The 19,204-nt window shown below is 60.4% G+C and carries 27 protein-coding genes and 1 pseudogene; 10 read left to right on the top strand and 18 right to left on the bottom strand.

What is annotated here, in order from left to right:
* Nucleotides 1-8 precede the first annotated feature (8 nt).
* Genes J0663_RS14305 through J0663_RS14285 form a run of 5 tightly spaced genes read right to left on the bottom strand, consistent with a single transcriptional unit; the run spans nucleotide 9 to nucleotide 3,110 of the window.
* Nucleotides 9-1,865 (bottom strand): hypothetical protein, encoded by a 1,857-nt coding sequence (locus tag J0663_RS14305; protein ID WP_207240984.1) that lies wholly within the window; start codon nucleotides 1,863-1,865, stop codon nucleotides 9-11.
* A complete protein-coding gene (locus J0663_RS14300) occupies nucleotides 1,862-2,089 on the bottom strand; it encodes a hypothetical protein (RefSeq protein ID WP_064823091.1) in 228 nt (75 codons plus the stop codon). The genes J0663_RS14305 and J0663_RS14300 overlap by 4 nt, the downstream gene beginning before the upstream one ends.
* A gap of 4 nt (nucleotides 2,090-2,093) precedes the next feature.
* Nucleotides 2,094-2,456, bottom strand: coding sequence for a hypothetical protein (locus tag J0663_RS14295; RefSeq protein WP_207240983.1), 363 nt, complete (start codon nucleotides 2,454-2,456; stop codon nucleotides 2,094-2,096).
* On the bottom strand, nucleotides 2,456-2,917 hold the full coding sequence (locus J0663_RS14290; protein ID WP_207240982.1) for a lysozyme: 462 nt from the start codon (nucleotides 2,915-2,917) through the stop codon (nucleotides 2,456-2,458). The genes J0663_RS14295 and J0663_RS14290 overlap by 1 nt, the downstream gene beginning before the upstream one ends.
* Entirely contained in the window at nucleotides 2,910-3,110 is a 201-nt protein-coding gene (locus J0663_RS14285) for a DUF7940 domain-containing protein (protein ID WP_207240981.1), read from the bottom strand. The genes J0663_RS14290 and J0663_RS14285 overlap by 8 nt, the downstream gene beginning before the upstream one ends.
* 98 nt (nucleotides 3,111-3,208) lie before the next feature.
* Here J0663_RS14285 and J0663_RS14280 point away from each other — a divergent pair, with 98 nt between their 5' ends.
* Nucleotides 3,209-4,207: an acyltransferase family protein gene (locus J0663_RS14280; RefSeq protein WP_207240980.1), complete on the top strand. Its 999-nt coding sequence runs from the start codon at nucleotides 3,209-3,211 to the stop codon at nucleotides 4,205-4,207.
* A gap of 318 nt (nucleotides 4,208-4,525) precedes the next feature.
* Here the strand turns inward: J0663_RS14280 and J0663_RS14275 are convergent, their stop codons facing one another.
* Complete coding sequence (locus J0663_RS14275) at nucleotides 4,526-5,449, bottom strand: class I SAM-dependent methyltransferase (protein ID WP_207240979.1); 924 nt, start codon at nucleotides 5,447-5,449, stop codon at nucleotides 4,526-4,528.
* A 471-nt stretch (nucleotides 5,450-5,920) separates the two neighbouring features.
* On the opposite strand from J0663_RS14275, the pseudogene J0663_RS14270 reads away from it, so the two are divergent.
* Nucleotides 5,921-6,016: pseudogene (locus tag J0663_RS14270) on the top strand (BrnA antitoxin family protein); the annotation flags it as partial.
* A gap of 208 nt (nucleotides 6,017-6,224) precedes the next feature.
* On the opposite strand, the gene J0663_RS31270 reads toward J0663_RS14270, so the two are convergent.
* Nucleotides 6,225-6,731: a hypothetical protein gene (locus J0663_RS31270; RefSeq protein WP_246590289.1), complete on the bottom strand. Its 507-nt coding sequence runs from the start codon at nucleotides 6,729-6,731 to the stop codon at nucleotides 6,225-6,227.
* 221 nt (nucleotides 6,732-6,952) lie between these two features.
* On the opposite strand from J0663_RS31270, the gene J0663_RS14260 reads away from it, so the two are divergent.
* Nucleotides 6,953-7,804 carry a dienelactone hydrolase family protein gene (locus tag J0663_RS14260; protein WP_207240978.1) on the top strand — a complete coding sequence of 284 codons (852 nt, stop codon included), beginning with the start codon at nucleotides 6,953-6,955 and terminating at the stop codon, nucleotides 7,802-7,804.
* A 180-nt stretch (nucleotides 7,805-7,984) separates the two neighbouring features.
* Here J0663_RS14260 and J0663_RS14255 read toward each other — a convergent pair whose 3' ends face one another.
* From J0663_RS14255 to J0663_RS14240, 4 genes are all read right to left on the bottom strand, one after another.
* On the bottom strand, nucleotides 7,985-8,518 hold the full coding sequence (locus J0663_RS14255) for a YidB family protein (RefSeq protein ID WP_207240977.1): 534 nt from the start codon (nucleotides 8,516-8,518) through the stop codon (nucleotides 7,985-7,987).
* Nucleotides 8,519-8,694: 176 nt separating this feature from the next.
* A complete protein-coding gene (locus J0663_RS14250) occupies nucleotides 8,695-9,033 on the bottom strand; it encodes a hypothetical protein (RefSeq protein WP_207240976.1) in 339 nt (112 codons plus the stop codon).
* Nucleotides 9,034-9,165: 132 nt separating this feature from the next.
* Nucleotides 9,166-9,969, bottom strand: coding sequence for an aminoglycoside 3-N-acetyltransferase (gene aac(3), locus J0663_RS14245; protein WP_207240975.1), 804 nt, complete (start codon nucleotides 9,967-9,969; stop codon nucleotides 9,166-9,168).
* 103 nt (nucleotides 9,970-10,072) lie between these two features.
* Nucleotides 10,073-10,969 (bottom strand): alpha/beta fold hydrolase, encoded by an 897-nt coding sequence (locus tag J0663_RS14240; RefSeq protein WP_207240974.1) that lies wholly within the window; start codon nucleotides 10,967-10,969, stop codon nucleotides 10,073-10,075.
* Between the two features lie 404 nt (nucleotides 10,970-11,373).
* Here J0663_RS14240 and J0663_RS14235 point away from each other — a divergent pair, with 404 nt between their 5' ends.
* Nucleotides 11,374-11,562, top strand: coding sequence for a hypothetical protein (locus J0663_RS14235; protein WP_207240973.1), 189 nt, complete (start codon nucleotides 11,374-11,376; stop codon nucleotides 11,560-11,562).
* A 76-nt stretch (nucleotides 11,563-11,638) separates the two neighbouring features.
* On the opposite strand, the gene J0663_RS14230 is transcribed toward J0663_RS14235, so the two are convergent.
* The 5 genes from J0663_RS14230 to J0663_RS14210 all read right to left on the bottom strand — a co-directional run bounded on the left by J0663_RS14230 (nucleotide 11,639) and on the right by J0663_RS14210 (nucleotide 15,187).
* Nucleotides 11,639-12,649 (bottom strand): DUF3618 domain-containing protein, encoded by a 1,011-nt coding sequence (locus tag J0663_RS14230; protein WP_207240972.1) that lies wholly within the window; start codon nucleotides 12,647-12,649, stop codon nucleotides 11,639-11,641.
* The gene (locus tag J0663_RS14225; RefSeq protein WP_207240971.1) at nucleotides 12,649-13,065 is read right to left on the bottom strand and encodes a phage holin family protein; all 417 of its coding nucleotides are present in this window, start codon (nucleotides 13,063-13,065) and stop codon (nucleotides 12,649-12,651) included. The genes J0663_RS14230 and J0663_RS14225 overlap by 1 nt, the downstream gene beginning before the upstream one ends.
* Nucleotides 13,058-13,624 (bottom strand): nutrient deprivation-induced protein, encoded by a 567-nt coding sequence (locus J0663_RS14220; RefSeq protein ID WP_207240970.1) that lies wholly within the window; start codon nucleotides 13,622-13,624, stop codon nucleotides 13,058-13,060. Before J0663_RS14220 ends, J0663_RS14225 begins: the two co-directional genes overlap by 8 nt.
* A gap of 101 nt (nucleotides 13,625-13,725) precedes the next feature.
* Nucleotides 13,726-14,868, bottom strand: a complete 1,143-nt coding sequence (locus J0663_RS14215; RefSeq protein WP_207240969.1) for a sialidase family protein — start codon at nucleotides 14,866-14,868, stop codon at nucleotides 13,726-13,728.
* Between the two features lie 16 nt (nucleotides 14,869-14,884).
* Nucleotides 14,885-15,187 carry a hypothetical protein gene (locus tag J0663_RS14210; protein ID WP_207240968.1) on the bottom strand — a complete coding sequence of 101 codons (303 nt, stop codon included), beginning with the start codon at nucleotides 15,185-15,187 and terminating at the stop codon, nucleotides 14,885-14,887.
* Between the two features lie 224 nt (nucleotides 15,188-15,411).
* Between J0663_RS14210 and J0663_RS14205 the strand changes: the two genes are divergently transcribed.
* From J0663_RS14205 to J0663_RS14180, 6 genes are all read left to right on the top strand, one after another.
* Nucleotides 15,412-15,741, top strand: a complete 330-nt coding sequence (locus tag J0663_RS14205; protein WP_207240967.1) for an ArsR/SmtB family transcription factor — start codon at nucleotides 15,412-15,414, stop codon at nucleotides 15,739-15,741.
* Nucleotides 15,738-16,202: an SRPBCC family protein gene (locus tag J0663_RS14200; RefSeq protein ID WP_207240966.1), complete on the top strand. Its 465-nt coding sequence runs from the start codon at nucleotides 15,738-15,740 to the stop codon at nucleotides 16,200-16,202. Before J0663_RS14205 ends, J0663_RS14200 begins: the two co-directional genes overlap by 4 nt.
* A 47-nt stretch (nucleotides 16,203-16,249) precedes the next feature.
* Nucleotides 16,250-16,666 carry a GFA family protein gene (locus J0663_RS14195; RefSeq protein WP_207240965.1) on the top strand — a complete coding sequence of 139 codons (417 nt, stop codon included), beginning with the start codon at nucleotides 16,250-16,252 and terminating at the stop codon, nucleotides 16,664-16,666.
* Nucleotides 16,667-16,859: 193 nt separating this feature from the next.
* Nucleotides 16,860-17,192: an ArsR/SmtB family transcription factor gene (locus J0663_RS14190; protein WP_207240964.1), complete on the top strand. Its 333-nt coding sequence runs from the start codon at nucleotides 16,860-16,862 to the stop codon at nucleotides 17,190-17,192.
* Nucleotides 17,185-17,661, top strand: a complete 477-nt coding sequence (locus J0663_RS14185) for an SRPBCC family protein (RefSeq protein WP_207240963.1) — start codon at nucleotides 17,185-17,187, stop codon at nucleotides 17,659-17,661. The genes J0663_RS14190 and J0663_RS14185 overlap by 8 nt, the downstream gene beginning before the upstream one ends.
* The gene (locus J0663_RS14180; protein ID WP_207240962.1) at nucleotides 17,654-18,271 is read left to right on the top strand and encodes a glutathione S-transferase family protein; all 618 of its coding nucleotides are present in this window, start codon (nucleotides 17,654-17,656) and stop codon (nucleotides 18,269-18,271) included. Before J0663_RS14185 ends, J0663_RS14180 begins: the two co-directional genes overlap by 8 nt.
* 29 nt (nucleotides 18,272-18,300) lie before the next feature.
* Here the strand turns inward: J0663_RS14180 and J0663_RS14175 are convergent, their stop codons facing one another.
* Together J0663_RS14175 and J0663_RS14170 are read right to left on the bottom strand one after the other, a co-directional pair.
* Nucleotides 18,301-18,645, bottom strand: a complete 345-nt coding sequence (locus J0663_RS14175; protein WP_207240961.1) for an antibiotic biosynthesis monooxygenase family protein — start codon at nucleotides 18,643-18,645, stop codon at nucleotides 18,301-18,303.
* Nucleotides 18,646-18,767: 122 nt separating this feature from the next.
* Nucleotides 18,768-19,118, bottom strand: a complete 351-nt coding sequence (locus J0663_RS14170) for an AraC family ligand binding domain-containing protein (protein ID WP_183703517.1) — start codon at nucleotides 19,116-19,118, stop codon at nucleotides 18,768-18,770.
* Nucleotides 19,119-19,204 lie beyond the last annotated feature (86 nt).

Raw genomic sequence — 19,204 nt, 5'->3', positions numbered from 1 at the left:
GCACCCTGTCATGAATTGAATTTCAGCTTTTCGGATTGCGCAATGCCGTCGGCGATGCGGTCGATCATGACGGGCTGCGGGTGGACGAAGGATAGCGGCGAAAGCTCCCCGACCGACGGCGCCGGGCGGACCACGGTCCCGACCGGCATGACGACGGCGCTCGCCCCCTGATAGGTAATGACGTTGCCGGCGATGCCGGCGATAACCTGCGTGCTCAGGCGGGCGATGCCGTCCGGCCCGGAATAGATGTGCAGCGTCTGCTCCGGCCGGAAGAGGCTCGCATCGGCGACAACGATCTGATTGTAGGTCGCCACCCCATCGGTGCCGGCCTGCGCCGTCAACGTCGTGCTCGCAAGCTCCAGCATGCCGGGCCAGACGCCGCCTGCGGACGGCGATACCCACGCTCCGTAGGTATCGATTGCCGCGTCACAACAGGCCGATGTCTGGCCGAGAATGTCGTCGCGAAGGCGCCATTTGCCCGAAGCGTCCGTCCCGTCCGCGGGCCAGGTGTTGTTGGCTCCGTAGACCTGATATTCCGCCCGCAGCCCGAGGTCGTTGCAGGTGATGCTGCCGGTCGCCGGCGACGTGCCGCCGGCGATATTATAGGTGAAGGTATTCGCGCCGGTGACCGTGATCACATAGCTGCCATTGTAGGCCGTCGGCGTCGCGCCTGAAATCGTGACGGTCTGCCCTGTCGCAAGGCCGTTGAGGCCGCTTGCGATGGTCGCCGTGGCGACCGTGCCGACTGACGTCAGCGTGATGGTGCGTGTGATGGTCGTGCGTCCGAGCGGCGGGAAGGCGACGATTTTGACGCCGGCATATTCGGCTCGGATGCGGGTGACAAGCGAGCGGTAGTTTGTGTTGAACCACGTGCTGTATGATGTCGACGTGTCGTTCTGGCCCATCTGGTTTGCAACGACGGTGAAAGGCCATTTATTGCCGTTGAAGGCAATGATTTCGCGGAGGATGTCGCGGCGCCGCGTGGCAATCGCCGAGCCGCTGCCGGTAAATTCACGAACGGAGCCGGCGCCGGGCATGCCGATCAGGCAATGCGGAATGCGGCCAGGGCCGCCGTCCTTGTCGAGCCAGCGGCGCAACCAGCCGAGATTGCCGCGCGCATCGGCAGCGGCGGAATATTCCTGGCGCGCCTCGCCGATGCTGTCGACGAAGCCGAGGGCGACCGGCCTGCCGTCCCAGTCGCCCTTGGCGACCATGAAATCGGCGCCCCAATATTGCGGCTGCGCCTGCTGGCCATAGCTCGTATCGAGGGCGGCGGTGCTGTCGGCGAGCGGGCTATCCTTGAAGGCAAGCAGCGTATCGAGATCGCCGGCACCCCAGACGCGTTCGCCGCGATGCTTCTGGATGCGATAGACCGGCCAGATCTTGTCGCCGACGGCGGTGTGATAAAACAGCCAGATTTCGATTTCGCTTTCCGGCGCGACATCGGGAATGGTCAGTTCGTCCGTCCAGGCGCCGTTCGTCTGGTCGGCGACCGTCACGGTGTTCGAGCCGGCGAAGCTGCATTGGTGGAAGACGCCGGCGACGCGGATGAACATGGCATCGGCGATGACCGAATTGCCCGGCGCGCCGATCGCGCCGGTAACGACGGTTTCCTGCGGCGAATTTCCGCCCTCGGTCGAGGCGAAGCCGGAGAGATGGAAGCGGAAGGTCCGCGTCTTATATTGCGGCGTGTTGACGACGATCTTGGTGCAGACATAGTTCGTGCCGGAGGCGGCGGTGACGATCGCGCCCGACGGCATGCGGTTGCGGGTGGCGAAGAACATGTAGCGGTCGGGATCTCCGGCGCTGCCGTCCCCACCTTTCAGCAGCGGATTGGCAAGGGCAATCGAAATGGCGTTCATCATCGGCGTCTTCCGTATCGGCTGGTGAGGTCGTCGTAGAATTCGACGGTGCGCCCCTGGCGGGCATTGGCACGGTCGAGCGCCTGGCGCTCACGGGCAAGGATTGCGATCAGCGGCTCGCCTTCGAGGACAGGCGCATGCGCTTCCTGCCGTCTCAAATCATCGGGCAGCGGCGGCAGCACGAGGCCGGCCGCCGCCCTCCCCTTGGCAACCGCCGCCTGGTTCAGGCGCTCAGTGGCGGAGCAGCCACTGACGATCAGCAGCAGTGACAGCGCAAGCGCGGTTCTCTCGCGAAAGCTCGAGTTCATAGGATCGGATCTCGTTTTTCAATGTGTCTCGGGCCGCCTGCTCGGCCACCTCCGCGGCCAGAAGGCGCTTGCGGTGCTCTTCGGTGGCGAGCGAGCCCGCATTGCGCTGGCGCTCCATCTCGGCCGCCCGCGCCTCGGCCGCTGTCTTCTCGGCCAGCATCACATAGCCGGCGCGCGCCTGCCGGGCCGCCGAGGGATAGCCGATCGAAACGGCATAGAGGTGATAGAGCACCAACCCGGCGGCGATGCCGGCGCCCATCTTGAGCGTGTCGAGCAGGGAGAACATCAGATGCCCTCCAGGCAGAATTGCCGCTCTTTCTGCCGGCGCCGCGTCAGCCCGGGAAAGGTGATGCCGGCCGCACGGTTCCACTTGAGCAGCGCCTCGCAGCCCTCGGCCGTCCTGCCTTGGTTGATGAGCCTCACCGCGCTCGAGCCGCAGGCCGCCCTGACGCCGACATTATAGGCAAACGAGGTCAGCGCCACGAAACGCGCATCCGGCAGCGGCGCCGTCACGCACCTCTCTATGCCGTTGGCATAGTGCTGCAGTTCGAGCGAAAGCAGCGCTTTGCACTGCTCGAGCGTCTTGTAATCGCCGGGCTTCACGCCATTGGTGCTGCCGTAGCAGATCGTCCACGGCTGGCCCTGTGTGGCCGGATCCGGATAGGCGTGCTGCCGCAGCCCTTCGAAGTTTCCGACCAATGCCACGGCCATAGCGGCTGCGGCGCTACCCTTTTTGAGCCTATTCATCTTTGAGATTCTCCTGATGAATGATGCGCGCGATTGGGGACATCAGAAGGATGCCTATCGACAGCCATTTCGGGATGAAGTCATCGAGGTACGGCACGACATACGGCAGCAACTCGAAGGAGCCTGCCAAATAGACGCACCACATGGACAGCGACCACCTGAGCACGCGGCGCTTGTTGCGGATCAATTTCATGGGATTTTTGCCTCAGTATCGGCGGCTTATTAGAGTACTCGCAAGTACAATATTAGTTGTCTCTTGATAAAGTGTTCGCGCCGAGGTTACTTGGCCGCATGCGTTCACTTCAAAATTCGGTCAAAATCGAAGGTGTCGATACCGTCAGAGCGGTTGCCGCCCTGTCAGTTGTATTCGCGCATCTTCTTGGCCCCTCGATGCCGGGACTTTCAAAATACCTATTCACCGGCCATCCGGCGGTAATCGCCTTCTTTGTGGTTTCCGGCTTCTGCATCCATTACCCGTACCGGACGCGAATGCTTCAGGTCGGGCCATTTCTTGCCGGTCGCTTCATTCGGATCGTGCCGCCAGCCGCCGCGGCGTTCATCTTGGCGCAAGCGCTGGGGATGCGAGCCTATAATCCGATCGACGGCTATATTCTCTGGTCCGTCGTCTGCGAGGCCGTTTACTACTGCCTTTATCCGCTTATCTTGGCCACCTCTCGCCGGATCGGATGGCCCTTGCTCATCGCGGGCTCTGTCTTGGCCTCATATGGCGTGGCGATAGGCGTTGGCCCTGATCAATACGGAAACGCCCAAGCCTACGGGCCACAACTCAATTGGGTTGTCGGGCTCCCCGCATGGCTGCTTGGCTGCTACCTCGCTGAAAATCTTCACTGTCTAAAACTGCCAGGTAATGTTTGGGGCTGGCGCGCCGCGACTGCCGTAACTGCTTCCGCTCTTTATTGGGCGACGATGAACACCGCCGCCGGCTTTTACCTGACTATGGTGCCGTTCTCGGCGCTCGCCGCTTGCTGGATACTGGCCGAGATCAGGAATGCTTCTGAAAGAGGTCCCATCAATGCCTTAGAGGCGATCGGTAGCGCCTGCTTTTCAATTTACCTCGTCCATGTGATCGCGGCCGCGGTGATTGAATGGTTCGTGACGACGCCGATCGTCGTCTGCGCCGTGTCGCTGGCGCTCGTCATTCCCTTCTACCGATGGATCGAGAAGCCGTGCCATGGCGCCGCGCGCCGTGCCAAAGCGACGATGGAGCAGTTAGCGGCCAGACGTCGTTTGGAAGAACGCGATGGGATCGCGATAAGCGACGGTGCGTAGCCTCTCAAAGGTGCTGAGGAACGCGATGCCTGCGGCAGAGCGATCGCGCTACCTTCAGGCGACGTACCGTTGGCGAGACTTTCTGACGAAGGAAATGCGAGCGATCATTGCCGCGACGGCGAAAAGGCTGATTATACCCAGCATAGCGAGCTGACGGCTGATAAGAACACTGCGCTGACTTCCCAGACTTCAACTCATCGCGCCATATATTCGCGAGCAGATGCGATCCCAGAAACTGGCCTCAACTGCTGAACTGAGCCAGCCGAGTTGGGGATACAGCCGAATTGCAACCTCGGAACCATGCCGGCAGCGGATCGATCACTTTGCAAGGATATAGCAGTGAAATGCACTGCTGCCATCATTTCTTTGGCCTATAGCAGTAAGATGATTCGCAAACATTCGGAGCGCATCTACCCACTCCGCCTTTACGCTTGGCAACTTCTGAGGATCGACGCTAGCAACCATGTTCATGAGCGCCGGGAACATCGGTCGAAAACCAATATCCCATGCTTGGATTACCACCTTGGGCAGGTGTTGCGAATGGTGAGAAACCGAAAGACCTGCGCTTCTAAAGACCTCCCGCCAATCATCATCTGATTTTGACTGCTTGATGTTATCACTCAGTCTTCCGCGGTCTAGCAACTCGAGCCACTTCCATTGCTCATCCTTGGTCTTGGCATATAAGGAGTTATAGAAGCTGAACTGTGGAAGCGTTTCATTCGGCAGCATCAGGCAGATCTTGCCTCCAGGCACCAAAATTCTTCTCAGCTCAGAAATGACATCCGCCGGGCTATCCAGCCAATAGACGATGTTAGAAAAGATCGATTCAAACGAATTATTGTCGAAAGGCAGAGGCGCGTTTCCATCTCCTTCGATCGTTTCCTCATAGAAATTAAGTGCCGCCGCTTTTCGAAGCAGATTAGCTTTATGGTCGAAGCCGACGCTTATTTGGTACGAAGGAGAGCCAGCCACGAGGGGGTTGTAACTCTCATCATACGCGTCATAGACGTCTACATTCTGATAGAATCGGTCAAGTTTCTCCGTCTTTTGGAAAGCATCGAATTCTGCGCTGAAGCGCCCCCCCGCTCTAATGAACGAAAAGACGCCGTCTCCGCATCCTAAGTCTAGCGATCTCCCTTCGAATTCGAAGCTGTTCATCGCCTCGATATCCAAATACCTCCAGACAGCGGTCTCAGGACGGAGCCAGAACACGCTCAACAACTGTTCTAAAATCGAAATCATTTGATCACCGCTGCCCGCACATTTCGTCGGCGAGCTATACGATGGAATTCCGCTTGGTTCAACGCGGATGTGCGGGCATCCCGTGCAAAAACACGGACATGAAGTGGACCTTTTGAGAAACAAAGCGATGCCTGAAAGTGCAGGGGACCGCGAGCCGAAGAGATTGAAAAAACATTACCGATCTGCGGCCGCTGAGAGGCCCGGGACAGCAATACGGGGCGATTTTTGACTAAGATCCACTATGGCCGAAGGCGGAGCCACCCATGAATTAGCGCTGTCGAGCAGACTAGCGACGAAACATTAGCCGGACTTTCAAAAGTCCTTATGCGTTGCCGAGAGCGGTGGTGATCGCGTTCCACGCCGCCGGGTCGATGACCGGGCCGACAGAAGGCGTCGTGCCGGCGGGTTTCGAATAAACGCCGTTTGATGGGTTTCTGGGCATTCATCGTCTCCAAAAGAAGAGGACCTCGCGATCCTGATGTCATCGAACATTATCGGTCGAGTGGAAAAGGCTGGCAGAGCAGGATCAATGACGATCTGAGGAAACTGTCCGGGCTGCGGAAATAGCCAGTGCCCAATCTTGCGCCTAACGGGTGCGAGTGCAGATCGACGCCGGCTTAATCGTCGCCACATCTCGATTCAAATTTCGCAGCTTGGATTTACGGCAGTGATAACTGATCCATCCGGGGGTGATCAAGGCCTAGTCGCGGACAGCCGGCCGATTTGTGTGCCCGCGGCGAGCTCGGGGAAAGCAGGGCTTCGCCCGCCGCCGGTCCTATGGCCGCGTCAAGACCGACGTCTCGACCCAGGTGTTCAAAGGGTCTTTCGGGTTGCCAGCGACGACGACCTTCATCCAGGTGTTCTGGCCCTCGATCAGATAGGCCGTGCCGCTTTCCTTGCGCTCCGTCGTTACCGCACCCACCGAGGCTGCCGAAAGGCCGGCTTCGAAGGCTTCGAACTCGGCGCTCGAACAACGCAAGTCCTTCGATCGATCCGCTCCCAGGGCGCCAAAATAATCGAGCGAGCAGGTCGCGGAAAAGAGATTTCGGTATTCCTGATAATAAAGAGCGAATTGCAGTCCGCTCGGCATCGTGTAGAGCTCGCGGCCGGTTCGAGGCTCGGGAGTTGGATTGACGACAGGAGAAGGCTTGTCGACGGTCCAATCACCTCGATCGATTCCGCTGTGCAAGGCAGTTAGGTTTTGACCACTTAATACGCAGAGCTTCAGGGTATCGTTGAGAGGACAGGCCGACCCCTCCCCACCCATCAGGATCGCAAGCACCAACGCTGCCAGGAAACGCACTCGACCACTCCAAATCATCGCCATCGAACCATCGGCACTTTAATTCCGATGCCGAAGAAGACAAGACGATGAACCCTGGCATGCCCAAAATCGAAAGACCGATTGCAGGCAGTGCATGGACTTAGGCGCCAGGCGATACCATCCAGAGCGAGCGAGTCCTATATTGGTTGGCAGGCTGTCGATCACAGGTGGAGGAGTCTGTGAAAACCACTGTCTCGCGACTTCTTCCTTGCCTCGTCGCTTTTCTCGGCGTCCTCTCGTCCGAGCACCCTGCCAATGCCGAGGAATTGGTGCGGTTCGAAAGCACGCCCGTGAAGCTGAGTCCATTTCGAATCCGTAAGGCTCTCGAACAGGGCGACATTCTCCCGCAGCCGCAGGGCACGCCGTTGCTTGGCTATCTGTCTCGCCCCCAAGGTGATGGCCCCTTCCCGGCGGTCGTCGTCATGCATGGATGCGATCACCTGCGTTTGAGCGTCAAAGAGCTTTGGCCGAAGCGGCTGGTCTCGTGGGGCCATGTCGTGCTTGTTGTCGACAGCTTCACCACCCGCAACCTCAAGGATACGTGTCGAAGCCGTCTTCCAGAGCGCGCTTTCGACGCCTACGGCGCCTTGGACTTTTTGTCGAAATCAGGCTTTGTCGATGTTCGGCGGGTCGCATTGATGGGCTTTTCGGCCGGCGGCACCGTGACGCTGGACGCAACGAAAATCCAGGGGAACGAACAGTTCGTCGAGCACAAGTTCAAGGCGGCGGTTGCCTTTTATCCTGCCTGCGACGCCAATCGGGGTGATCCGTCAGTACCGACCCTGATTTTGATTGGCGAACGCGACAATTGGAGCCGGGCGGACCGATGCCAGAAGAGCCTTGCCCGTCTCAGCGACGATGCCCCGCCAGTCGAGCTCAACGTCTACAAAGGCGCTTATCACGATTTCGACGCCCCGGAGTTCACCGCGGGAAAACGAGTCCTGGGCCATATCGAAAAATACGACCGCGACGCCGCGGCAAAATCCATCCGCAGCGTCTACGCCTTTCTTCGCAAGCATCTGGCGAACTAGCTTAAAGTGCGGCCCCTATCCGCTGCGCCGACAGCATGGCAGAAGCCATCTCCACTCTCCGTCATTCCAGGCCTTGAGCCTGGAATCCATGCCCGCTGCCGATGTGAGCCCAGCGTGGATCCTCGGGTCAAGCCCGAGCAGCCCCCCGGCAAGCACTGAGATGGCGCGTTTGTTCCAATACTAAACCTCGCTCGGCCGCCCCGAGGTCGTCGCCTGGCTCGCCGAAGACATAAACGCTTCCTCGGCGCTCGGCACTTTCCCCTCCGGCGTCAGATCGTCGACGGCCTTGGGAAGATCGCGGCTCAGCCGGGCGAGGATCTCCTGGTGCGAGAGGCCGGTATTGCGGGCGATCTCGTCCAAGACATCCGGGCCGAGGGCTGTGGCAAGTTCGCCGTCGTTGATGTCGGCATTCGGCCCGCGGCGCACCCAGGATTCCATCTTGTCGCCCTGGCCGTTCTGCTGAAACGTCTTCAGTAGGTCGCCGAGGCCGCCGCTGACGATGCTGCCGGAGGTCAATCCGCCGAGGAGGCCGCCCAGACCGCCGGAGCCGGCCAGCCCGCCAAGGATGCCGCCGAGCCCGCCCGGCTGCTGGCCTCCGGCGCCAGCCTGCTGCGGGTTCTGAAGTCCGCGCAGGAGCTCCCTGATCTTGTCCCTGTTCTGGTAACCGGCAACGGCAAGAACGGCGAGAAGCGCCTTCAATTGACCGCTCATCATGATGAAATCCTCCGATGGTTGTTGAGCATGGCTCGGCTTCCCAAGCGCGAACCGCTTATCCTCTGTCGTCAGGCAATTCGCCAAAGCAGCGCTTTCGGCATTCGCAACTGATAAAGAGTCTGACCGGCCGCTTTCGTTTCGCAAAGCGGTCGTGCATTCCGCCGCTTATGTGTCGGTCAGATTTCCGGGCAACCCCGCCGGTTGGCGAAGACAATCCGATCCGGCCCGCGGCGGGTCATGCCCTCGACGACGATGCTGCGCGGCGACATGCGGACGATACGGGCCCGGCGCAGGCCTTCGCTGCGAGCGATGTCGAGCGCATCGTCGGGATCGCAGCGGCGCGGTCCCCGCCGGTCGTAGCGGTCGTAATCGCGATCACTGTCACGGTCGTAGACGCCGACGCCGCCCGGGCCGATGCGCAACTCCATATCCTGGGCCGCGGCAATCGTCGGCGCGATCGTCAGGCCAGTCATCGAGGCCAGGCCGATCAACACGAACTGAAGAGACTTATGCATGGATTCCTCCCATGGCCTTCATTGCTTATCGCCATACCAACATCGCCGCCGGGATTTTGTTCCGTAAGGCTGGAGAAGCCAGCGGGGAAGAAAGCTAGCGTCTGCCGCGCCGGGCGAAGCCGCTCAGCGTGCTCAAGCGTGATGCTCCAGCCAGGCGACAGCGAAGCTGCAGATCGAGGCCGCATCGACCAGCACCGATGGCGCGTCTCCAATCAGACCCTGTGCGCCCTGCCCGCCGGCGAGAAAGGCGCTGACGATACGGGCGAAGTAATCGCATGCGAGGCCGGCGACGACCGTGTCGGCGGTGTCGAATTCCTCGAGCATGCGCCACACCACGCCGGTCGGCGTGGCAAAGGGCACCTCATAGCGGCGCAGGCGTTTGTTCGGAATCTCAGCCAGATGTTCGGCGTGGTGGAGAAGGGTCATGGTGTCGAGCGGGGCTCCGGCCATGAGGACCTTGCCGCCGGCCGCCACGAGTTTGGCAAGCGGAGAGCCCTCGCCATAGCCGTAATCGAGCGGGTGGTCGGCGGTCAGCCAATCAGCGCTGGCGCCGATCGCCGCGACCGAGGCGCCAGGATTGCCGCTGCGCCGCGACCCTGGCGTCGTTCGAAGGAATTCCGGGAATATGCCATTATCGCGGATCGCCCGGGAGGTCGTGGGATCGAATGGTGCGATGTGATCGCGCCATTCGAGAGGAACGCGGCCGTTCTCGTCGAGCAGTTCGTCATAGGCGCCGTCCCAGTCCGTATAGGCGACGACGGTGCCCGACGGGCCGACGACATGACGCAGCGCATCGATGAACATGTCCGGCCCGTTGATCAACCGCCCCAGCCTGCTCATGGCGGCATGCACCATGACCATGTCGCCGGCGCGAAGTCCGAGCTTCTCCAGATCCTTGCTGAGCGAAAGACGGGTGTGAAAGTGCGGAGCGGTCATCGGCGAACGATCATCGGGGCGTGGGCGGGAGTCAATGCTCCCCGTTCGGACTGTCAGGACACCATGGATGGCGATGCCCTCAGCTGCGGTAGACCTCCTGGGCTCATGCTACATCCGTCAACAGTCCAGGCTTGACGGCCGGTAAGGAGGAACGCTCCTCGATGATGTCGTTCAGCATCCGCAATGCGACGGCCGGGGCGACGTGATGTGGCATATGGCCGACGCCCTCTAAGCGTTTCACGAGAAGGCGGGGATGCTTCTGCCGGAGCCAGTCGATGTGCAAATTCGGATCGACGATAAGGTCTTGCGACCCGAAGAGAACATGGATGGGAACCTGCTCGGGCAGGCCAGGCAGCAGAGCCATGTCTCGGTTGAAAGCGCGCAGCTCGTCAGCCATGGTTTCAATCGCGCTGGGCCGGATCATATGGCCGGCAGGCAACATGTTCAGGTGAGACGGCAGTGCATTCGGGAATGATGACGACCGGAGTCCGTGCCGGAGAAAGAGAGAGGCCCAGCGAGACATGATGTGCCGGCGGATCAGCGGCCCTATGACAGGCGCAACGGCGGTGCGCAGCAGCATCAAAGGCTTCGGGGGAACAGGACTGCAGCAGGGCGAGATCAGCAGGAGTGCCTTTACGAGCTCAGCTATGCGGGCAGCCAGATGAAGGGCCGAGGCGCTGCCGATCGAATGGGCGACGATCGTGACAGGTCCAAGCCCTGAGGTATCGAGAAAGCGCTCGAGCCAGAAAGATTGACCGAGCGGACCGCGTTCCTGCGGCGGAAGCGAGGAGCTCCAACCGTAGCCGGGACGGTCGATGGCAATCAATCTGTGCTGGCTGTTTTCGAAGGGGAGCAGCACCTCTTCCGCCAGACTGCCGCAGCCATGCAGAGCAACGACCGGGCTTCCGTTCGGTGAGCCGCTTTCAAGGACATGAACCTGAAGGTCATCGATGACGCTGATCGTCCCGAGTCTGGGCCGGATGGGCTGCTTCTTCAACATGATCAGGAAACCCGGCAGCCTAGCAAAAGTTCCGGCACCGATCGCGCAAGCAACTGATAATATGTGATTAACGGCGACGGACTTTTCGGGGGCACGGCAAAGTTTTCGGCCGGCCTCCAATTCGCGTGCCGCAGCCACTTACATCCTATTCTGGTTTCATCGCGCCCCTATATCCGCGGAACTTGTGTCACGCCGATTTCACGCGATTTCCATGGCGGCTCTCATTAGATTCTGCCGAGATTTCGCCAGCAGGATTTCGGCTGAACAGGATGTCTGTCGGAACGCGTTTCGGACAGCACCGCCAGCCGCCGCTGAGGAGTTCTCCGGCCGAATAAGCATTGGCCCAGGTGGGCGGCGGTTGGCTGTTTTGATCTTAGTCATGCTGCAGCAGGAGGCAGCTGAAGATGCAATTCCCGGTCCATTCAAAGACGATCGCCGAACTTGATTACGACAGCCAGACCTGCCTCTTGCGGGTGCTCTACAAAGACGGACGAGTAAGCTGTGTTCCCGACGTCGCTCCCACGCTCGTGATGAAAATCGTCGCGCGGGTTCCCGTCGAAAAGTCTTCGTACCTCATGCAGACGGCCATCTGAGACTTCCGCGAGCGGATCAGTCAGACAGCGCGTCTTTTCGCGTTGAACCTTTCCTGAGGCCGACGGTATGGGTATTTTATCGCCGATCGGTTTCGCTTGGGCCATCCCTGCGATCTATGAAAGCTTCGGCCTCATCCACCACGCGTTCCTTGATGGCATCATGAGCATCGGAGGCAACGTCCACGGCCTTGTGATAGACTTCCGACGCTACCTCTTTACCCTGCGCGACGACGTCCTGGGCCTGATGGCTAAGGCTATCTCTAGCGCTATCTGCGGCTTCGCCGACCAACTCATCCTCGGTGTCGGTATGGGGCAGCGCCGCGCCGATCGCTGCACCGACCGCGAAAGCCAGGGCACCGCCGACCAGCGGCTGGTCGCGGAAATGGGTGAGGATCGCCTCGTTGAGTTTGCTCGTTTGCTCCTGAAGACTGGTCGCTGCCGAAGAGGATCGGCTCGACAGCGAGCTCGCCGCGTCAGAGGCACGGGCGCTGAGGTCACTCGCGGCGCTTTTCGCCTGCTCCCATTTCTCCGCCGCCCAGCCGGTTGCAGCGTCGAGCATCGCACCAGTCTCGTCGGTGATCTGGCTGATCTGCTTTCCGCTCGCGTCGGCAAAGCCACGATAGGTCTTGCCCGCCTCGTCCATGAAATGGCCGGCACGACTTCCTGTTTCGTCCGTCAAGGCTTTCAACCTCTTGCCGGATTCATCGGCAAAATGGCTGTAACGGGCTCCGTTTTCCATTGCCGGCGGACCAATCCTGCGGACCCGGCCAGTCGCCGGATAAAGCGGATATTCGGGATCCTTGCTCCAGATCGCCGTGTCACCTGATGACGGACTGCCTTTTGCCATGAGCCAGGCCAGGCTCACGCCCATCAGCGCGACCGGCAGAGGGTTCGCCTTGAGGGCGTGGCCAAGATTGCTGACATACTCTGCGCCGCCGCTTCCCTTGGCATATGCGATGACCTCGTCGATGAGCTGGCCCGGCGACACCCGTTCCTGGATCGCGTCAATCCGATCTCCTATCCGGCGGCGGTCCTGGTCGATCTCCCGCTGAAGCTCGGCCGATGTTTTTTCGATTGAATTTTCCATCAGATTTTGTCCTTCACAACATCAACGTCGCGGCGAAGCGAGGTCGCAGTACGATCCAGTTTCATGTTATTGGCGCGAAGTGCGGCGAGGCCCCGGGAGACCAAGCCCCAAGCGATGCCGGCGATGATGATGCCGACGATCAGAGAGGAGAGCGCACTGGCAGTGGTTTCGGTAAAACCCTGTGTCACGAGGAAGGCCGCGAGACCGCCGACAAGGGCACTCAGCAGGACGCCGACCGCCCCGATCGCCAGCACCAATCCGAACAGGAGAATTTCCACGCCGCTGAGCGCCTGTGAAAGTTTTTCCGAAGCTTCCGTCTTGGCAAGATCGATTTCCTTGCGGAGCAGGCCCGTGACATCACCTACGAGGCCACTGACGAGCTCGGAAAGGGGTGTGTTCTCTGAAGATTTAGCCATTGTTCTCGCCTCCGGTCGATGCGGCGCCGGGGCGCAGGCCAATCGATGGCTCACGCGGCGCGGCAGCTGTTTGCCTTTTCGCGGAGGCTGTCAGGAAGCGGCTTGCCGCCAGGCCCGCAAGTGCGGCGATCCCGAGAAAGGCGAGCGGTTGCTTGCGTCCGAAATCCTCGGCCATGGTAGCGATCTCGCCGATGTCCTTGCCTTCCATCCGCCGAGCGACAGTCTGCACGCTCCGCCCGATTTGCCTGGCATATCGCCCGACTTCAGCCTGACCGGAGCTTTCCATTTCGGCGCCAGCTTTCTCAAGTGCCGTTGCAACGCCGCCAACCTGGCGAGCAGCGAAGCTGGTGCGTTCGGAAATGACTTGCTTGGCTTTCTCGACGGCAGTGTCGGCGCCTTCCTTGATCGTTTCCTTGACGGCGGAAACATCTTCGCTCACCTTCGCTTCCAGATCGGAAATGGACGTGCGCGATCCCTGCGAAGAACCGAAAGCTGGGGATGAGGACGGTGTCTGCGCCGTTGCGCTTCTTCCTGCCGGATCCGTGAAATCGTTTTGCATCTCTAACCTCCCATGTCGTGGCGGCGACTGCCGCAGCCCCGAACCACGGGTGCCCCGCTTTGTTCCGCGAATGCGCTTCAAACGCTCCGCTTCGGTATGGCTCAGATGTGCGACCGCAATGAAGCAGCGCCGTCCTCGGCTCCCTCTCGGTCTTTGGCAGGCGTGACAATGGACGCTGCGACGTAACGCTCCTCCCTGTCACCATCGTTGAAATAGTAGACGGCGAGCAGGGATGCCTCGCCGCGTTTTACCATTCTGGGATAACCGAGATCAGCCGTGCCGCCGTCGCTGCGGATGACCTTCTCGGCGCCCCATGTCTGGCCGTCATCGAAACTCATGCGCATCCGGATACCAAATGGCGGATCACGGTAGCCGTAGACGAGCACTAGCATGCCTTCGATCCGTCCGAGCGCTGGCGGGTTGCCATTTCTGCCGGTGTCGCCGACAACGCAGCCTTTCCGCGTCCAGGTCTTCCCTTCGTCGTGGGAGGTGAAGGCTTCTATCCAACCCTTGCCACCGGCGCCCTTCCCCATGCAGCGCGTCAAGGTCAATATGGCGCCACCGGAAAGCGCCACCGATGCCGGCATGATCGAATAGCCCTCAGGTTCCGGGCCGACAAAGCCTTGAAAGACGAAGCTGCGTCCGCCATCCGCAGTGCGCGCGCAGAACACTCTGCCTTCCGCACCGTCCTCTTTGGAGGTGCTGAGCATGAAGAGCGCATGCTCCCTGCCAAGAGGCACGATATCGGTGCGCGCCGAGATAGGAAGGCGCAAACCAGTGAAACGATATGGACCCTGCCATGTCACGCATCGATCCCGGCTGACGTAGAACCAGCTGACAGCATCGCCCTCTACATCGGTTCTGGCGCACATGACGATCGTTTCGGGATCGAGAAAGTCTATGGGTTCATCCAGATCGCAGAGGTCATCACGGACCGACAGACGCGGACGAATCTTGAGATCGGCATTCAGGTGCTCGTCGGCCGAAAGCGAGAGCCCACCCGGCACCTGGCCGCGGAACGGTTCGCCCATCCATGTCAGTCCGCCGTCCAGGCTGCGTGCCTGCCACGGGACGAACGGATAATCACGATCCAGTTCGTGCAACTGCCCCTTCGCCCCGAGTTTGCCGCGCGCGAAGACGACGACGATTTCCTCACCCCAGGACCAGAGTCCATAATTTGCCGGCCAGGCTGCGAACTCACCCTGTCTGCGGTAGATTTCAAGATGGCGCAATTGCATGTCCATGGAGGCTTCCAGGCGGTCAGAGCGTTTCGACTGGAAGTGCCCGCACGAGCAGTTCATCCTGGCCGAGCAGCTGTTCGAGTTCGCGACGGTATTGGCGCCACCACACCCGATCGAGACTGCCCACCATGACTTCGATCACGATGACGGTGTCTTCTTCAGTGCCCTCATCACCGGTCCAAAGCCCTTTTGCGGGGGAATTGAGATATGCCGTCATACCGCCATGGCGCTCCGTCATCTCGCGCTGAATTGTCGCGATAACGTCTCCGATGTCGATCGTCGCTCGCGGCGCTGCCGGAATAAACAACTGGATCAAATGCACGTGGAATTCTCCTCCATCACGCAAACTTCGCGAGGTCTGACGAGGTTCCAGCCGGGCTCGAAATCTGGTGCGATGTCATGGTGACGGCTCCGCCGCTGAATCTGCGGATATCCGTTGGATGACGAAAGAAACGGCAACAGGCAGGGCATCGCGTTTCAGTTCCGCCCCGGAGCAGGAACAGATTAGTCTTGACTCATCAATTAGTCTACGCTATTGATTTTCCCATGATCCAGACCGCTTCCATCGACGCCGTGATGCGCGCCCTTGCCGATCCCACCCGGCGGGCGGTGTTCGAGCAGATCGTTCTCTCCAAGGAGATCACCGTCGTCGAACTGACACGCGCGAGCACCGTCACGCAGGGCGCCGTCTCCCAGCACCTCAAGGCGCTGAAGCTGGCGGGCCTGGTCGCCGAGCGCCCCGAGGGCCGCAACGTCTATTACCGCGCCGCGCCGGAAGGCCTCGCGCCGCTCGTCGACTGGATGAGCCATTACGGCACCTTCTGGCGCGAACGTTTTGCTGATCTCAGAAGCTTGCTGAAGGAAATCGATCCATGAACGAGACCGCATTGAAGCCCGACACGCAGGAGATCGTCGTCGACGAGGTGTTTCCCCATGCGCCGGAAACCATCTGGAAAACGCTGACCACGGCCGAGCTGATGGGCCGATGGCTGATGATGCCGGCGGGCTTCGAGCTGGTCGAAGGCAAGCGCTTCACCTACCAGACGACGCCGGCCGGCGCCTGGGACGGCACCATTCACTGTGAGGTGCTGGAGGTGAAGCCGAACGAGCGTCTCTCCTATGCCTGGAAAGGCGGGCATGCTGAGAACGCCGGCTACGGCTCGCCGCTCGACACCGTCGTCACCTTCCTTCTCTCCCGAGCCGAAGACGGCACGCGGCTGCGCCTCATCCATTCCGGCTTCGTGCTGCCTAGGAATGAAACGGCCTTCCGGAAAATGGGCGAAGGCTGGAAGAAGGTCGTGAAGAATATCGGCGCCCTTGCCGGCGGCGAGGACTGAGGCGGCCAAGAGGCCGCGCCCCATCAACCGCTTTTCAGGAGAATGAGATGAGCAAGCCCTATACCGGCGGCTGCGCCTGCGGCGCGATCCATTACGAGATCTCGGCCGAGCCGATCGCGATGAACGACTGCCAGTGCCGCGACTGCCAGAGGACGAGCGGCACGGGCCACGGATCCTATCTGAGCTTCCCGAGCCGGCAGGCGGTAAAGCTTGAAGGCCAGGCGAGCCACTGGGAAATCGTCGCCGATAACGGCAACGTCAAGAGGCGCGGCTTCTGCCCCGCCTGCGGCGCGCCGGTTTATCTGACCTTCTCCTACATGCCCGATGTCTTCACCATCCACGCCGCCAGCCTCGATGAGCCCGAGCGATATCAGCCGCAAATGGTGACCTACACCGTCCGCGGCCAGGCCTGGGATCGGGTCGACCCGGATGTGCCGAACTTCGAAAAAATGCCTCCGATGTAAGGCTGGGCAGCGCCTCCAAAATTGGTGCAGTCGGGGCGCCTCCGTCGCGAGCGGTGACGGGGTCCCCTCGCGACATCGTCGCTTGCGCGCCAAGGTCGAGTTCCTTCCGTCATTGCCAATCCAGCGCAAAATTGCCTTTGACATTTCGCCGAGTCGAATATATCCATTTGGCTATATAGCCAAATGGTGATTCATGGACGACAGGCTTGATGCGATTTTCTCCGCGCTCTCCGATCCCACACGGAGAGCAATTCTGGCGCGGCTTGCCAACGGCAAGGCGACTGTGGCCGAACTCGCCGATCCCTTCGAACTGTCTCAGCCCGCCATCTCAAAACATCTCAAGGTCCTGGAACAGGCCGGATTGATCCGCTCTGGCCGGGAAGCAAATTCACGTCCCCGTATGCTGGAGCCGGCAGCCTTGAAGACAATTGCGGATTGGATCGCCGATTACAGACGCTTCTGGGATCAAAGCTTCGATCGCCTCGATGACTATCTCACCAAGGTACAAGGATACGAAAATGACTAATCCGGAGACCGACAGCCGCGACCTGGTTCTTGTGCGGCGGTTCGATGCCCCACGCGATCTCGTTTTCAGGGCATGGACCGACCCGAAAGCGTTTGTGCAATGGTGTGGTCCTCACGGTTTCAAGGCGGTGGGCGACAGACTTGAAGCCTGGCCCGGCGGCAGACACCGCGCCTGTCTGATTGCACCAGATGGAGAAGAGCATTGGGTCGGCGGAAAATATCTGGAGGTCGAGCCGCCGCACAGGCTTGTCTTCACACATGCCTGGGAGACCGGAAGCGGCGAAACCAGCCCCGAAACGGTCGTCTTCATCACCTTCAGGGAAAGCGACGGCGGCACGGAAATGACGTTTCGGCAGAGTGGATTTGCAAGCGCATCGTCACTTGAGGGTCATGAGACCGGTTGGTCGCAAAGTTTCGAGCGATTGAGCTTTTTTCTCGGGGCTGAATCCCAAGGGCCGAACCATGCGTAAGGCGGCGAAGCTCTATTATTGCGAAACGCTCAATCCGCGGAAAGCCTGCGCCGCCGCTCGTTTTCTTCAAGCCGACGTCGACTTCGTCAGGGTAGACCTGGCAAGCGGAGAACAGCGCAGCGCGGAATTCCTGGCGCTGAACCCGAACGGGAAAGTCCCGGTGCTGCAGGACGATGCCGGAACCCTATGGGAAGCGAACGCCATCATGTGCAGGCTGTCTGACGCAGTCGCAGCCGATTTCTGGCCGCATGACCACCGGCAGATCGACGTGCTGCGCTGGTTGAGCTGGGATGCCAGCCATTTCACCCTGCACGGGGCAACGCTGTGGTTTGAAATCTTGATCAAGCCGTTGTTTGGCGGCAAGCCTGACATCGCCGTGATCGAAGATGCGAAGACGAACTTTCGGCGCCATGGCCGGGTGCTCGACGATCATCTGGCCGCCAATAGCGTCGCCGTCGGCAAGACACTGACCGTGGCGGATTTCGCATTGGCTGCTGCGCTTCCTTATGCCGCCGCTGCCGAGATACCGCTCGCCGAGTTCCGGCATATCCAGAAGTGGTACGGCCGGCTTGAAGAACTGGATGCATGGCAAAACCCCTTCCCCGCCTGAGAGGCACGGGCGAAGGGCTTGGGCGAAGATCATCCCGGTTCGACGTGTTGCGCTTCGAAGCCATAGGCTCTTTCGACGCGCGCCACACGGATTTCATAACGCCTATACCAGTCGGCCCGGCCCCGGCGTTGCGCTTCGACGTGATCGACGACCGCTTTCCAGGCCCGGATGCTTTCTTCGTCCCTCCAATAAGAGTTGATGATGCCGAAGCCGTCGGCACGGCGAGCGCTTTCGAAACCCAGAAAGCCGGGCTGCTGCTGTGCCAGTTCCACCATCGCAGCGCCGACGTCACCATAGCCGTCTTCGATCTCCGTTCGTTGCGACGAGAAGCAGACGACGTAATAGGGTGGAGCAGGTAAGGTCGCGATAGACATGCCAAAACCTCGTTGCGACGGGTAGAGATCTTTGCAATCACCAGTCGTGGTCAATCCGCAACCCAAGCGGCTGCGGAAATCAATCGAGACGGCCGAGGAAAAGCATCCTGTTACCCTACGGCTTACGCATGCGCCGGGCGCCAGTGTGGATAGGTGACATAGGCGGTGAGAGCGCCCTCCTCATGCGAGCGGATCGTCACGGTCTCGCCCTTCGGCATGTAGACGATCTCGCCCGGCCCGGCGCTGACCGTTCCCGCCTCTGTCGAAACCGAAAGCCGTCCTTCCAGAACGATCATGACATCGTCGACCGCCATGGTTTCGGTCAGGCTTTGGCCCGGCGCATAGCGTCCGTAACCGATGGTGATCGGCCCGCCATGCCGCTCATCGACGAGATTGCCGACGCGGATATCTGCCTCCTGCCCGGGGGAACGCTCCAGCGAAGCGTCGGCGATCGTGAATTTCTGCATCTTCATCGTCATCCTCCATGCCGCCGGCTTAGGTAACGCGGAAATCTCCCGCGCCAAGTCCTTAGCGTGGCGCGACCATTGCAATCAGGTGT

It is taken from the genome of Rhizobium lentis (genome assembly GCF_017352135.1).
Lineage (GTDB): Bacteria > Pseudomonadota > Alphaproteobacteria > Rhizobiales > Rhizobiaceae > Rhizobium > Rhizobium lentis.
This window is presented reverse-complemented; position numbering and strand designations above follow the sequence as displayed.

Excerpts from the sequence above, each read along its gene's own strand:
- J0663_RS14295 (WP_207240983.1), bottom strand. The coding sequence starts at position 2,456 with ATGTTCTCCCTGCTCGACACGCTCAAGATGGGCGCCGGCATCGCCGCC.
- J0663_RS14220 (WP_207240970.1), bottom strand. The coding sequence starts at position 13,624 with ATGCAAAACGATTTCACGGATCCGGCAGGAAGAAGCGCAACGGCGCAG.
- J0663_RS14290 (WP_207240982.1), bottom strand. The coding sequence starts at position 2,917 with ATGAATAGGCTCAAAAAGGGTAGCGCCGCAGCCGCTATGGCCGTGGCA.
- J0663_RS14190 (WP_207240964.1), top strand. The coding sequence starts at position 16,860 with ATGGACGACAGGCTTGATGCGATTTTCTCCGCGCTCTCCGATCCCACA.
- J0663_RS14170 (WP_183703517.1), bottom strand. The coding sequence starts at position 19,118 with ATGAAGATGCAGAAATTCACGATCGCCGACGCTTCGCTGGAGCGTTCC.
- J0663_RS14195 (WP_207240965.1), top strand. The coding sequence starts at position 16,250 with ATGAGCAAGCCCTATACCGGCGGCTGCGCCTGCGGCGCGATCCATTAC.
- J0663_RS14250 (WP_207240976.1), bottom strand. The coding sequence starts at position 9,033 with ATGCATAAGTCTCTTCAGTTCGTGTTGATCGGCCTGGCCTCGATGACT.
- J0663_RS14225 (WP_207240971.1), bottom strand. The coding sequence starts at position 13,065 with ATGGCTAAATCTTCAGAGAACACACCCCTTTCCGAGCTCGTCAGTGGC.
- J0663_RS14305 (WP_207240984.1), bottom strand. The coding sequence starts at position 1,865 with ATGATGAACGCCATTTCGATTGCCCTTGCCAATCCGCTGCTGAAAGGT.
- J0663_RS14215 (WP_207240969.1), bottom strand. The coding sequence starts at position 14,868 with ATGGACATGCAATTGCGCCATCTTGAAATCTACCGCAGACAGGGTGAG.
- J0663_RS14180 (WP_207240962.1), top strand. The coding sequence starts at position 17,654 with ATGCGTAAGGCGGCGAAGCTCTATTATTGCGAAACGCTCAATCCGCGG.
- J0663_RS14280 (WP_207240980.1), top strand. The coding sequence starts at position 3,209 with ATGCGTTCACTTCAAAATTCGGTCAAAATCGAAGGTGTCGATACCGTC.
- J0663_RS14200 (WP_207240966.1), top strand. The coding sequence starts at position 15,738 with ATGAACGAGACCGCATTGAAGCCCGACACGCAGGAGATCGTCGTCGAC.
- J0663_RS14230 (WP_207240972.1), bottom strand. The coding sequence starts at position 12,649 with ATGGAAAATTCAATCGAAAAAACATCGGCCGAGCTTCAGCGGGAGATC.
- J0663_RS14205 (WP_207240967.1), top strand. The coding sequence starts at position 15,412 with ATGATCCAGACCGCTTCCATCGACGCCGTGATGCGCGCCCTTGCCGAT.
- J0663_RS14275 (WP_207240979.1), bottom strand. The coding sequence starts at position 5,449 with ATGATTTCGATTTTAGAACAGTTGTTGAGCGTGTTCTGGCTCCGTCCT.
- J0663_RS14240 (WP_207240974.1), bottom strand. The coding sequence starts at position 10,969 with ATGTTGAAGAAGCAGCCCATCCGGCCCAGACTCGGGACGATCAGCGTC.
- J0663_RS14175 (WP_207240961.1), bottom strand. The coding sequence starts at position 18,645 with ATGTCTATCGCGACCTTACCTGCTCCACCCTATTACGTCGTCTGCTTC.
- J0663_RS14285 (WP_207240981.1), bottom strand. The coding sequence starts at position 3,110 with ATGAAATTGATCCGCAACAAGCGCCGCGTGCTCAGGTGGTCGCTGTCC.
- J0663_RS14255 (WP_207240977.1), bottom strand. The coding sequence starts at position 8,518 with ATGATGAGCGGTCAATTGAAGGCGCTTCTCGCCGTTCTTGCCGTTGCC.
- J0663_RS14185 (WP_207240963.1), top strand. The coding sequence starts at position 17,185 with ATGACTAATCCGGAGACCGACAGCCGCGACCTGGTTCTTGTGCGGCGG.
- J0663_RS14235 (WP_207240973.1), top strand. The coding sequence starts at position 11,374 with ATGCAATTCCCGGTCCATTCAAAGACGATCGCCGAACTTGATTACGAC.